Origin of the sequence: Paenirhizobium cremeum, assembly GCF_022884085.1 — a bacterium.
GTDB lineage: Bacteria > Pseudomonadota > Alphaproteobacteria > Rhizobiales > Rhizobiaceae > Allorhizobium > Allorhizobium cremeum.
The window spans coordinates 510,467-522,182 of the sequence record NZ_JAGGCS010000002.1 but is presented as its reverse complement, the minus strand read 5'-3'; the positions used below and the strand labels follow the sequence as shown (position 1 = coordinate 522,182).

Below are 11,716 nucleotides of genomic sequence, written 5' to 3'. Positions count from 1 at the left end.
TGCCGCGCAGACTGAACGCGGCACTTTTCAAAATCAATAGATTTTTAGGGAGCATGCACCCTATCAACAGACACCGGAGGATATCAGTGCGGGCTCTCCGCCCGCTCCGGAAGTCGCCAGTCGATCGGCTCCAGCCCGCGCGACTGCAGGAACTCGTTGGCCTTGGAAAAATGCCGGCATCCGAAGAAGCCGTTATGGGCCGAAAGCGGCGACGGATGCGGCGCCTTTAACACCAGATGGCGGTTGCGGTCGACAAAGGCGGCCTTCTTCTGCGCATAGGAGCCCCACAGAATGAAGACGACATTTTCACATTCGTCATTGACCGCCCGAATGACGGCGTCGGTGAAGCGTTCCCAGCCGTGCCCCTGATGGGCGCCGGCGCGCGCCTCCTCCACCGTCAGCACGCTGTTGAGCAGCAGCACACCCTGCTGCGCCCAGCTTTCGAGAAACCCGTGACGGGCCGGCGCAATGCCAAGGTCGGTTTCCAGTTCCTTGTAGATATTGACGAGGGACGGCGGAATACGGACGCCGGGCTGCACGCTGAAGCAGAGGCCATGCGCCTGCCCGGCGCCGTGATAGGGGTCCTGGCCGAGGATGACCACCCGGACGTTCTGCAACGGCGTCAGATCCAGCGCGCGGAAATATTCGCTACCCCTCGGGAAAATGCGCTTGCCGTTCGCCTTCTCGGCAACCAGGAAATCCTTCAACTGCTGCATGTAGGGGCTGGCAAATTCCGCTCCCAATACCCGCTTCCAGCTTTCCTCAAGCCTGACATCCGACGAAGTCATGTGATCTCACCGTCCTGCGTTTCAGTTCCGAGGCGATTGAAGGACGAATGACGGAACTGTCAATCCCGTAAAGGGCGATACCGCCGGTCGCGAAGGCGGAGAGCGCAAATCCCCTCCCCGACCATGCCAATATAGAGGAAGCCGCGCGGTATATTAGTCCCGGTAAAATCAATAACAGCCATATTTGCCAAACTGTCACAAGCCGATGCTATGCCGAATCTTATACGGTGAGGTTGTGCCATGACTCTGCTGATATGGTTCTGCGCGTTAGCCCTTGTTGTCCATCTGCTCAGCATCGTTCTGGTGCTGATCTGGAGAAGCCACGGACGGGAAGAGCCTCTTCCCGCCAGCCGTCCCGCCGTGACGATCGTCAGGCCCGTCTGCGGGCTTGAGAACAATCTCGAAGCCACGCTGTCATCCGCCTTTCGGCTCGACTGGCCGGACTACGAGATCGTGTTCTGCGTCGCGGCCGCCGGCGATCCGGCAATTGCCGTCGCCCGACGCTGCATGGCATCCCATCCGCATATCCCGGCCCGCCTGCTGGTCGGCGAGGACAGGATCAGCGTCAACCCGAAGCTGAACAACGTCGTCAAGGGATGGCGCTCCGCAAGGCACGACTGGATCATCGTCGCCGACAGCAACGTGCTGATGCCCCAAGACTATATCCAGAGACTCTTCGCACGCTGGCTTCCCGGCACCGGCCTCGTCTGCTCACCGCCGGTCGGATCGTCGCCCGAAGGCGTCTCGGCGGAAATCGAATGCGCATGGCTGAACAGCTTCCAGGCGCGCTGGCAATTGCTGGCCGATGCCATCGGGCTCGGCTTTGCCCAGGGCAAGACCATGCTGCTCAACCGCCAGATCATGGCGCGGGCCGGAGGATTCGAGCGCCTGGGCGAGGAAGTGGCCGAGGACGCGGCGGCAACGGCGCTCATCCGGGAAATGGGACTGAAGGTCAGGCTGGTGAAGGAGCCCTTCTTTCAGCCGCTCGGAGAGCGCAATCTCGCCTCCGTCTGGAAGCGCCAGCTGCGCTGGGCTCGCCTGCGCCGAGCATCCTTCCCGCTCTACTTCGTGCCGGAACTCTTTACCGGTTGTGCCTTGCCTCTCCTAGCGTTGATGGTTCTCGTCGCCTCCGGCACCTGCACGGCACTGAGTGCTTTCCTCTATGTCTCCGCCTGGTATTCCGGGGAAATCCTGATGAACCGCAGCTTCGGCTGGCATATGGGCAGGCTCAGCCTGCCGGCCATGGCGATGCGCGATCTCGCGCTTCCGGTTCTCTGGATCGCCGCATGGTTCGGCAACGGCTTCGTCTGGCGCGGCAACGCCATGTCGGTAGCGTCCGCCGAGGAAACCGAAACGTCATCGGCCAAAACCCGTATCCGCCGTGTCGTCGATAAGACACGGGAGCGTGCGAGAACGCTCACGGCGGCATTCCGGCATTAGGGCAGCGCCCGCCGACACCCCCGCCGCTTGCAGGAAACGCAACGGATGAAAGGCACCCTGCGAGCGGAGGCGATGCCGAAGCGCCACCCCCGCCCGCAGGGAGGTTTCCTCAGATCACGCCCGAGCTCATTTCGCCGGCGATGTATTCGGCCTGCCGGATCGCCAGCGTCACGATGGTCAGCGTCGGGTTCTCCGCTCCGCCTGTGGTGAACTGGCTGCCGTCCGAGATGAACAGGTTCTTGATGTCGTGCGTCTGGCCATGCTTGTTGACCACGCCGTCCTGCGCCTTCTCGCTCATCCGGTTGGTGCCGAGATTGTGCGTCGAGGGATAGGGCGGTGTCGGGAAGGAGCGGGTCGCCCCGACCGCCTCGTAGAGCGCCATGCCCTGTTTGTAGGCGTGGTTGCGCATGGCGTCGTCGTTCGGATGATCGGTGAACCAGACATCCGGGATCGGCATGCCGTACTTGTCCTTCAGTTCCTTGTGCAGCTTCACCGCATTCTGCTCCTGCGGCATGTCCTCGCCGACGATCCACATGCCCGCCATGTTGGCGTAATTGTCGAGCGCCGAGGTGAACGAACGACCCCAGCCGCCGGGATCGAGGAAGGCCGCCATGAAGGGAAGCCCCAACGACAGCGTTTCCAGCTCATAGCCGCCGACGAAGCCGCGCGACGGATCGTGCTTCGCCTCGTCGCGGATGATGCCGGCCATGGTCGTTCCGCGATACATATGTACCGGCTTCTCGAACACGGCATAGACCGAGCCGGTCGTGTGGCGCATGTAGTTCTTGCCCACCTGACCGGACGAGTTGGCAAGCCCGTCCGGAAACATCGAGGAATGCGAATTGAGCAGCAATCGCGGGCTTTCGATCGAATTGCCGGCGACCGCGACGATGCGGGCCTTCTGGCTCTGCAGCTTGCCGTCCTTGTCGGCATAAACGACCGCCGTCACCTTGCCGGACTTGTCATGCTCGATCTTCACCACATGAGAATTCGGCCTGACTTCCAGCTTGCCGGTCGCCTCGCCTTTCGGGATTTCGGTGTAAAGCGTCGACCACTTGGCGCCCCACTTGCAGCCCTGAAAACAGAATCCCGTCTGCTGACAGCCGACACGGCCGTCGCGGTCGGCGGAGTTGATCGCCATCCGTCCGGTATGGCACTCCTGATAGCCGAGCTTGTCGGCACCCGCCTTGAAGACCTTGAAGTTGTTGTTCCCCGGCAGTCCCTCGATGCCGTTGGTGCGGGTCACGCCCATCTTGTCTTCTGCCCTGGCATAATAGGGTTCGAGGTCCGCGAGCGTGATCGGCCAGTCGAGAAGGTTGGCGCCCTCCACCTTGCCGTAATGGGTGAGCGTCTTGAACTCGTGTTCCTGAAAACGCAGCGAAGCGCCCGCCCAGTGGGTGGTGGTGCCGCCGACCGCCTTGACGATCCAGGCCGGCAGGTTCGGAAAGTCCTTCGCCACGCGCCAGCCGCCGCCCGTGGTGCGATGATCGAGCCAGGCGAGCTGGGCGAAGCTGTCCCATTCGTCATTGATGAAGTCTTCGTGCTCGATCCGGTTACCGGCCTCGAGAACGACGACGTCGATGCCCTTCTGGGCAAGTTCGTTGCCGAGCGTTCCGCCGCCGGCACCCGAACCGATGATGACGACCACGCTGTCGTCGTTGAGATCATAAGGCGCTGCCATGGTTTCCTCCCAGGAATATCAGTCGGGAATGTCCTCAATGCGCCGCCGCCCCGCTATCGGCGGGTCTCCTCGGGCGGCTTGGATCGTCGGTATGCAATCGGGGCGTCAGAGCCATTCGAGATCGTCGAAGCCGCGGTGGATATAGCCGCCCTTCGAGAAGGACTCGCCCTCGTAGCCGAAGATCGGCCACAGCTCCTTCTGGTTATAGAGGCTGACCACGAGGTCGCCCCGCACCGCCTGGAAGAAGGGCGTCTTCTCGATGTCGCGCAGGATCGCCACGCGCTCATCCTCCCAGCCAAGGCCGAAGTAGCCGCCGGCGCCGGCGCGCTTGTCGAGATCGGCGATGCCCTCCTCCACCAGCTTCTTGTGCGCGGGCTCCTTTGCCGCGAGATCGTCCTGCCCCTTGACGGCGACCGCATAGAAACGGTCGGCAAGCTGGTCGTGCGGATAGATATCGCGGGCGAGCTTGATGAGCGTCGCCATGGTTTCGGGCTTGAGGGCCTTGGCTTCGAGCGCCCAGGCCGCCTGCGGACAGATCACCGCCGAACCGCTGATGACGAGCAGCGCACCCACGCTGCCGGTCTTCAGCAGGTCGCGGCGCGAAAGCCCGTTGGTCTTTTCGTAAAGCGTTACCACGTCAGTCTCCTCCCAAGGTCTTGTGGCAATCGACGGACCCTCATCCTCCGGTCCGTCAGGAGCGGCGCGCGAACGCGCCGCCCGATGTCATCGTACGGCCGGAAAGTCCTCCAACCCTCCGACGACACGGATCACTTGAACCGTCCGTGACGTTGCAGGACCTCGATCTTGTAGCCGTCCGGATCGGTGATGAAGAAGAAGCGGGCGAAGAGCGCGCCATCGCGGTTGAACTCGACGATCTTGTTCGGGTTGAGCCCAAGATCCGTGAGCCTCTTGTGCTCGGCATCGAGATCGGTGACGCTGACGGCGAGATGGCCGTAGCCGTTGCCGAGCTCGTAGGCTTCCTCGCGGCCCTTGTTGACGGTGAGCTCGAGCTCGAATTCCGTCTCCGCATTGCTGAGATAGATCAGCGTGAAGGTGTCGAAATCCAACCTTTCGGCAATCTGCAGTCCGAAAGCCTGTTCGTAGAACGCGACGGACCGGGCTTCTTCCAGCACCCGGATCATCGAATGGATCATCTTCGCCAAGGGCAACTCCTGATTCATGCATTTCATCGATGCTGAAGAGTTTCCTATGACGGCGGCAAATCGGGTAGCAGCCCACTACCGCATGCATGATTTCGAGTGTTTTTTTTCGTATTCTTTCCGTTTGAGGGAAAGCGTTACGGCGATTTGCGAAATTGACCGCGGTCACGCCCGGTCCCATAATGGCTCAAAACAAGAAACGCCGGAGGAGCATGCCATGTGTGAAGTCTTTGCCGGACAGGACCCGGCCCGCTACCGCGCAGTCAATCGCTCGGTGAGGATCGGCGGCCACTCGACCAGCATCCAGATCGAGGCAGCCTTCTGGGACCTGATCGACGAGATCGCGGCGGGACAGTCGATGTCGACCTCGCGCTTTCTCTCCACACTCTATGACGAAGCGCTGGAGCGGAACGGCACGGTGTCCAATTTCGCCTCGCTTTTGAGGACAAGCTGTCTGATTTACCTGATGGGCAAGGCCCAGCAGCCGGATGTGCAGCAGCCCTTCCACATCATCGCTGCGGAATAGGCAATAAAAAACGCGGCCCGCTTCGAGGTCGGGCCGCGCTTTGCATTGGGTCGCCGTCTTGGGTTGGCGCCGAACGAACGCTTACTCCGCTGCCTGCAGCTCGGGACGCTTGACATCGTCCTCATAGACGACACCGCCGAGAGCCGCATGGAAGAGCTGCTCGTCGAGCTCGCCTTCCCAACGCGCAACGACGACGGTCGCAACCGCATTGCCGATGAAGTTGGTGAGCGCTCGGCATTCCGACATGAAGCGGTCGATGCCGAGGATCAGCGCCATGCCGGCAACCGGAACGGACGGGACGACCGAAAGGGTCGCGGCAAGCGTGATGAAGCCGGCGCCGGTGATCCCGGCAGCACCCTTCGAGCTCAGCATCGCAACGGCAAGCAGCAGGATCTGGTCGCCGAGCGACAGGTGGATGTCTGTCGCCTGGGCGATGAACAGCGCGGCAAGCGTCATGTAGATGTTGGTGCCGTCAAGATTGAAGGAATAGCCGGTCGGAATGACGAGACCGACGACCGAGCGCTTGCAGCCGGCCTTTTCCATCTTGTTCATCAGGCCGGGAAGCGCGGCTTCGGAAGAAGACGTGCCGAGAACCAGAAGCAGCTCTTCCTTGATGTAACGGATGAGCGCGAGGATCGAGAAACCGTTGTAGCGGGCGACGGCACCGAGAACCACCACCACGAACAGGATGGAGGTAAGGTAGAAGGTGCCGATCAGCATGGCGAGGTTCGCGACCGACGCGATGCCGTACTTGCCGATGGTAAACGCCATCGCGCCGAAGGCGCCGATCGGGGCGGCCTTCATCAGGATGGCGACCAGCTTGAAGACCGGGTTGATGACGGCATGCAGGAAGTCGGTGACCGGCTGGCCGCGTTCGCCGACCAGCGCCAGCGAAATACCGAAGAGCACCGAGAAGAACAGCACCTGCAGGATATCCCCATCGGCGAAGGCGCCGACGATGGTCGTCGGGATGATGTTCATCAGGAAGCCGATGATACTCGAGTCATGGGCCTTTTCGGCGTAGGAAGCGACCGCCTTGGCGTCAAGCGAGGCCGGATCGATATGCATGCCCGAACCCGGCTGGATGACGTTGGCGACGATGAGACCGACAACCAGCGCCAGCGTCGAGAAGGTCAGGAAGTAGAGCATCGCCTTGCCGGCAACGCGACCCACCTTCTTCATGTCGGTCATGCCTGCAATGCCGGTGGAAACCGTCAGGAAGATGACCGGCGCGATAATCATCTTGACGAGCTTGATGAAGGCGTCGCCGAGCGGCTTCAACTGCGTGCCGATATCTGGATAGAAATGGCCGAGCAGGATGCCGGCTACGATCGCCGCCAGAACCTGGACGTAGAGATGCTTGTACAAAGGCTGCTTGCCCCCGGAAATCGGGGCCGCGGATGGGATATTCATGATGTCCTCCGTTTCGTACCCTGTCGGAACGAGTTCCGGCCTCCCGGGCACAGCGATATGAACGATAGCAACGGTTCAGCGTTGTATTTACCGAGCAGCAAGACTTGTGCCAGAATTGCGAAATATCGAATAAGCCATTGATATAAATGAGATTAAGCATTCACAGAATTGCCACAACCTCATGAAGAGTGCGACTTTCCGCACAAATCTCTTGGCTTTCCGTGCGATTTGACGCACAGTGAAGCCATGTTCTCTCGCCTCAAGATGAAGGATCATTCCGCCTGGGCTGTCTTTGCCCTTGTCGCGGCGCTCATTCTCGCCGGCGGCTCCTATTATGCGGGCCGCGTCGGCCGCGACGAGGCCCTGGTGACGCTCTCGGAAGACGCCGGCAACGACGTGGCGCTGAAGAGCGCATTGCTCCAGGCCGTTCTGGAGCGGCCGCGATCCCTACCGATGGTGCTGGCCGACGATGCCGAGCTGCGCAGCGCGCTTTTCACCGAAAGCGAGGGCGCTATCACCCATCTCAACCGGAAACTCGAAAAACTGGTAGAGGACAGCCAGGCTGCGGTCATCTACGTCATCCCGCCGAATGGCATCGCCATGGCGGCCAGCAATTGGCGGCAGACGGACAGTTTCGTCGGCAACGATTACAGCTTCCGGGAATATTTCACCCGTGCGATGGCGACGGGCAGCGGCGAGCACTACGCGCTCGGAACCGTGAGCAAACGGCCGGGCCTTTACATTTCCCGCCGGGTCGAAAGCGGCGATGGCAGGGCGCTCGGCGTCGTCGTCGTCAAGGTGGAATTCGATGGACTGGAAAAGGACTGGGGTCTTTCCGGAAAGCCGACCTTCGTCACCGACCGCAACGGCATCGTGCTGATTACCAGCAGGCCGGAATGGCGTTTTTCCTCGATCGCCGCAATCTCCCCCGAAAAGCGCGAGGAGATCCGCGAGAGCCTGCAATTCGGCGAGGCCTCCCTGACGATGTTGCCGATTGCGCCGCCGCTTCAGGCGGGCGGCACGCCCCTCGTCAGGGTCAATGCGTCTGGCATGAGGGAAACCGGACGTTTTCTGGCACTCGCCTTGCCCGTACCGACCACGCCATGGAGCCTGCACCTTCTGGTGCCGGCCGACGCCGCACTGAAAGCGGGCGCGCTGCAAGGCCGCCTGCTGGCGCTTGCCGGATTGCTGCCGCTTGTCGGCCTTGCCGCCTTCTGGCTTTTCCGCTCGCAGCGCACGCGCCAGCGCGAGGCCGAAGAGAGGGCGGCCCGGGACGAACTGGAGCGCAAGGTCAGGGAACGGACGGGAGAGCTCAGCCTCGCCCGTGACCGGCTGGAAACGGAAATCGAGGAACATCGCGCCACCGAAACGCGACTGCAGAAGGTACAGCAGGAACTGGTGCAGGCAAACCGCCTCGCCATTCTCGGCCAGGTCGCGGCCGGCGTCGCCCATGAGATCAACCAGCCGGTCGCCACGATCCGCGCCTATGCCGACAATGCCAGCACCTTCCTTTCGCGCGGCCAGAGCGAACCGGCCGCGGAAAATCTTGCCTTCATCGCCAGGCTCACCGAGCGCATCGGCACGATCACCGACGAACTCAAGACCTTTGCCCGCAAGGGTCGCGCGGCTGCGGAACCGGTGGCGTTGAAAACCGTGATCGACGGCGCGCTGCTGCTGCTCAGGAGCCGGTTCTCCGGCCGCCTCGACATGCTGCGCGTCGCCGACATCCCCGCCAACATTCACGTGCTCGGCAACCGTGTCCGGCTGGAACAGGTGCTGATAAACCTCTTCCAGAACGCGCTCGAAGCCATAGCCGGCCGCGCCGACGGCCGCATCGATGTATGCCTCGGCGAGAGCAACGAAGGCGAAGCCGCAATCGTCGTCACCGACAACGGCCCCGGCATCCCGCCCGAAATCCTCAAAGGTCTGTTCACGCCGTTCAACACCTCCAAGGAAGGCGGCCTCGGCCTCGGGCTGGTGATCTCCAAGGATATTGTCGGGGACTATGGCGGACGCATCGCCGTCGACAGTGGCCCGAACGGCACAACCTTCACCGTGACCCTGAAACGAGCCTGAGACCATGCAGGACAAGACCGATATCATCCTCATCGACGACGACGCCGACCTGCGCCGGGCCACCCGGCAGACGCTGGAACTGGCCGGCTTCGCGGTAGAGGATCATGCCGATGCCAAGTCTGCCCTCGGCATGCTTTCGGCCGCATCTCCCGCCGTGGTCGTGACCGATATTCGCATGCCCGGCATGGACGGACTGGAGCTTTTCGCCCGCATCAAGACCATCGATCAGGACCTGCCCGTCATCCTGATTACCGGCCACGGCGACATCGCGATGGCCGTACAGGCGATGCATGACGGCGCCTACGACTTCATCGCCAAGCCGTTTCCGGCGGACCGGCTGGCGCAGACCGTGCGCCGTGCGGTCGAGAAACGCCGTCTGGTGCTGGAGAACCGGGCGTTGCGGAAGGCGGCGGAGGAAAGCAGCGACGACTTGCCGCTCATCGGCCAGACGCCCGCCATGGAACACCTGCGCCAGACACTCCGCCAGATCGCCGACACCGATGTCGACGTGCTGATCGCCGGCGAGACGGGAAGCGGCAAGGAGGTCGTGGCAACCCTGCTGCATCGCTGGAGCCGCAGGCGAAGCGGCAATTTCGTCGCCCTCAACTGCGGTGCGCTGCCGGAAACGGTGATCGAAAGCGAACTGTTCGGCCACGAGGCCGGTGCTTTCACCGGCGCCCAGAAGAAGCGCATCGGCCGCATAGAACATGCAAGCGGCGGCACGCTTTTCCTCGATGAGATCGAAAGCATGCCGGTCGCGACGCAGGTGAAGATGCTGCGCGTTCTGGAAATGCGGGAAGTAAGCCCGCTTGGCACCAACGAGGTGCGTCCCGTCGACCTCCGGGTCGTCGCCGCGGCGAAGGTCGATCTCGGCAATCCGGCGGAGCGCGGCGATTTTCGCGAGGACCTCTACTACCGCCTCAATGTCGTGACGGTTTCCATTCCTCCGCTACGCGAGCGGCGGGCGGACATCCCTCTCCTGTTCTCCCACTTCCTGACCCGCGCCGCCGAACGCTTCCACAGGGAGGTACCGCGGCTGACATCCGCCGTGCACCGACATCTCGAAAGCCATTCCTGGCCGGGCAATGTCCGTGAACTCGCCCATTATGCGGAGCGGGTGGCCCTCGGCCTCGCCGAGGCGCCCGCGTCCTCCCCGACCTCGGGCGCAATAGCGTCCAACGGCCATGCAAGCCTGCCGGAGAGAATGGAACAGCACGAAGCCGAATTGATCCGCGCGGCGCTGATCGAGAACGGCGGCGACGTCCGCCGCACGATTGAGGCGCTGCAGATTCCCCGCAAGACCTTCTACGACAAGCTGCAGCGGCACGGCATCAATCGGGCGGACTATGAATAGGAATGCTCCAAAGGACGCGCGCTATTCGTCGTCGATGCGCAGCGGCGCGCGACTGTGCTCGTTGCTCGCCTCCGCCGCCTTGTAGAGAAGCTTCACCAGCACCTCGCCTTCGCCGACCGAAAGCCCGGCGAGAATGCGTTGCTGCACCTTCTCGACCAGCGGCTCGATATCGTTGCGAACACGCTTTCCCTCCTCCGTGAGATGGAGTTGCTTGGCGCGCCGGTCCTGGCTGCTGGTGCCGCGATGCACCAGCCCCTTGCCGACCAGGCGGCTGACCACCCCGCCTATGGTGGCGCGGTCATAGGCGATACGTGCCGCAAGCGTCGCCTGATCGATCCCGGGCGCGACCTCGATCTCGGCCAAGGCCGCATATTGAACCGGTGTAAGGTCGTATCCTGCCCGGCCGACCTCTTCGAGGAAGAGCGAGACGGCCGCCTGGTTCAGGCGGCGGATCAGGTGTCCCGGGCTATGCGCGATTTTCGATATGCTCATACCGGCCTCCCGGCCTCGTCCGCGGAGCCCCGCGGAACCGCTGGGCGTCATCTGACGCGCTTAGATAGGGCGGAAATAACCGGCTGCCACAGGTAACATGCCGAAAGAAGACAGGTTCAATCGTCGGCGACGAAGCCGGCGGCGGCATCCACTTCGGAGACATCGACCTGCGCCATGGCGCCCTCAAGCTCTTCGAGAAGCTTCTGCAGGTCGCGCATCCGCTCGGCCCCGTAGGCATGGATGATCTCGCTGTAGATCTCGTCGGAATGACGGGTCATCTTCTCGATCAGTTCGAGGCCTGCCGCGCTGATCGAAATGCGGGCACGGCGCAGATCGTTTTCGTCAGGATGGCGCTCGATCAGGTGGCGGCCTTCGAGTTCCTTGAGAATTCGCGACAGGCTTGGCCCGAGCAGGAACGTGGCGCGCGCCAGTTCCGTCACCTCGATTTCCTTCACCGAGACCAGCGCACGCAGGATTCGCCACTGCTGCTCGGTGATGTCGTACATGCGTAGCGCATTGCGGAAATGCTTCATGACGGATTCACGGGCTCGCAACAGGAGCATCGGCATGGACCGCGAAAAATGGCGCAGCCGCAATCGTTGCGTGCCCGCGCCGCCATCCCTCTGGCCCTCGTCGCCCTCTCCGTATTTGTCCACCATGCCGTCCCCACGGAAATCCCGCCGCCGCATCGAAAGAGATGCAAGGACGGGGCCCCTTATAATTTCAAGAATAACTCATATGCCTTTGTTTGGCGTCTCTATACCAATCATTGCCCGCCACCGGCAA

Annotated in this window: 11 protein-coding genes; 4 read left to right on the top strand and 7 right to left on the bottom strand. The window is 62.3% G+C overall.

All coding sequences use genetic code 11. The annotated features are described in order from the left end of the window. Positions 1-83: 83 nt before the first annotated feature. Positions 84-788, bottom strand: a complete 705-nt coding sequence (ung, locus tag J5N58_RS05910; RefSeq protein WP_244710020.1) for a uracil-DNA glycosylase — start codon at positions 786-788, stop codon at positions 84-86. A 240-nt stretch (positions 789-1,028) separates the two neighbouring features. Between ung and J5N58_RS05905 the strand changes: the two genes are divergently transcribed. Continuing rightward, the gene (locus J5N58_RS05905; RefSeq protein ID WP_244710018.1) at positions 1,029-2,228 is read left to right on the top strand and encodes a ceramide glucosyltransferase; all 1,200 of its coding nucleotides are present in this window, start codon (positions 1,029-1,031) and stop codon (positions 2,226-2,228) included. Positions 2,229-2,337: 109 nt separating this feature from the next. Here J5N58_RS05905 and J5N58_RS05900 read toward each other — a convergent pair whose 3' ends face one another. The 3 genes from J5N58_RS05900 to J5N58_RS05890 all read right to left on the bottom strand — a co-directional run bounded on the left by J5N58_RS05900 (position 2,338) and on the right by J5N58_RS05890 (position 5,072). Continuing rightward, complete coding sequence (locus J5N58_RS05900) at positions 2,338-3,909, bottom strand: GMC family oxidoreductase (RefSeq protein WP_112828615.1); 1,572 nt, start codon at positions 3,907-3,909, stop codon at positions 2,338-2,340. 105 nt (positions 3,910-4,014) lie between these two features. Next, complete coding sequence (locus J5N58_RS05895) at positions 4,015-4,545, bottom strand: gluconate 2-dehydrogenase subunit 3 family protein (protein WP_244710016.1); 531 nt, start codon at positions 4,543-4,545, stop codon at positions 4,015-4,017. Positions 4,546-4,676: 131 nt separating this feature from the next. Beyond that, positions 4,677-5,072 carry a VOC family protein gene (locus J5N58_RS05890; RefSeq protein WP_244710014.1) on the bottom strand — a complete coding sequence of 132 codons (396 nt, stop codon included), beginning with the start codon at positions 5,070-5,072 and terminating at the stop codon, positions 4,677-4,679. 214 nt (positions 5,073-5,286) lie between these two features. On the opposite strand from J5N58_RS05890, the gene J5N58_RS05885 reads away from it, so the two are divergent. Next, a complete protein-coding gene (locus J5N58_RS05885; RefSeq protein ID WP_113340627.1) occupies positions 5,287-5,595 on the top strand; it encodes a ribbon-helix-helix domain-containing protein in 309 nt (102 codons plus the stop codon). 81 nt (positions 5,596-5,676) lie between these two features. Here J5N58_RS05885 and J5N58_RS05880 read toward each other — a convergent pair whose 3' ends face one another. Then, on the bottom strand, positions 5,677-7,008 hold the full coding sequence (locus tag J5N58_RS05880; protein ID WP_112828618.1) for a dicarboxylate/amino acid:cation symporter: 1,332 nt from the start codon (positions 7,006-7,008) through the stop codon (positions 5,677-5,679). A 246-nt stretch (positions 7,009-7,254) separates the two neighbouring features. On the opposite strand from J5N58_RS05880, the gene J5N58_RS05875 reads away from it, so the two are divergent. Together J5N58_RS05875 and J5N58_RS05870 are read left to right on the top strand one after the other, a co-directional pair. After that, the gene (locus J5N58_RS05875) at positions 7,255-9,084 is read left to right on the top strand and encodes a sensor histidine kinase (RefSeq protein ID WP_244710012.1); all 1,830 of its coding nucleotides are present in this window, start codon (positions 7,255-7,257) and stop codon (positions 9,082-9,084) included. Between the two features lie 4 nt (positions 9,085-9,088). Further along, a complete protein-coding gene (locus tag J5N58_RS05870; protein ID WP_244710009.1) occupies positions 9,089-10,438 on the top strand; it encodes a sigma-54-dependent transcriptional regulator in 1,350 nt (449 codons plus the stop codon). 21 nt (positions 10,439-10,459) lie between these two features. Here the strand turns inward: J5N58_RS05870 and J5N58_RS05865 are convergent, their stop codons facing one another. Together J5N58_RS05865 and hpaR are read right to left on the bottom strand one after the other, a co-directional pair. After that, positions 10,460-10,930 (bottom strand): MarR family winged helix-turn-helix transcriptional regulator, encoded by a 471-nt coding sequence (locus tag J5N58_RS05865; protein WP_112828621.1) that lies wholly within the window; start codon positions 10,928-10,930, stop codon positions 10,460-10,462. A 116-nt stretch (positions 10,931-11,046) separates the two neighbouring features. Next, on the bottom strand, positions 11,047-11,589 hold the full coding sequence (gene hpaR / locus J5N58_RS05860; RefSeq protein ID WP_112828806.1) for a homoprotocatechuate degradation operon regulator HpaR: 543 nt from the start codon (positions 11,587-11,589) through the stop codon (positions 11,047-11,049). Between the last annotated feature and the right edge of the window lie 127 nt (positions 11,590-11,716).

What these genes read in the sequence shown, in the direction of transcription:
- ung (WP_244710020.1), bottom strand. Translation starts at nt 788, where the DNA reads ATGACTTCGTCGGATGTCAGGCTTGAGGAAAGCTGGAAGCGGGTATTG.
- J5N58_RS05905 (WP_244710018.1), top strand. Translation starts at nt 1,029, where the DNA reads ATGACTCTGCTGATATGGTTCTGCGCGTTAGCCCTTGTTGTCCATCTG.
- J5N58_RS05900 (WP_112828615.1), bottom strand. Translation starts at nt 3,909, where the DNA reads ATGGCAGCGCCTTATGATCTCAACGACGACAGCGTGGTCGTCATCATC.
- J5N58_RS05885 (WP_113340627.1), top strand. Translation starts at nt 5,287, where the DNA reads ATGTGTGAAGTCTTTGCCGGACAGGACCCGGCCCGCTACCGCGCAGTC.
- J5N58_RS05880 (WP_112828618.1), bottom strand. Translation starts at nt 7,008, where the DNA reads ATGAATATCCCATCCGCGGCCCCGATTTCCGGGGGCAAGCAGCCTTTG.
- J5N58_RS05875 (WP_244710012.1), top strand. Translation starts at nt 7,255, where the DNA reads ATGTTCTCTCGCCTCAAGATGAAGGATCATTCCGCCTGGGCTGTCTTT.
- J5N58_RS05870 (WP_244710009.1), top strand. Translation starts at nt 9,089, where the DNA reads ATGCAGGACAAGACCGATATCATCCTCATCGACGACGACGCCGACCTG.
- J5N58_RS05865 (WP_112828621.1), bottom strand. Translation starts at nt 10,930, where the DNA reads ATGAGCATATCGAAAATCGCGCATAGCCCGGGACACCTGATCCGCCGC.
- hpaR (WP_112828806.1), bottom strand. Translation starts at nt 11,589, where the DNA reads ATGGTGGACAAATACGGAGAGGGCGACGAGGGCCAGAGGGATGGCGGC.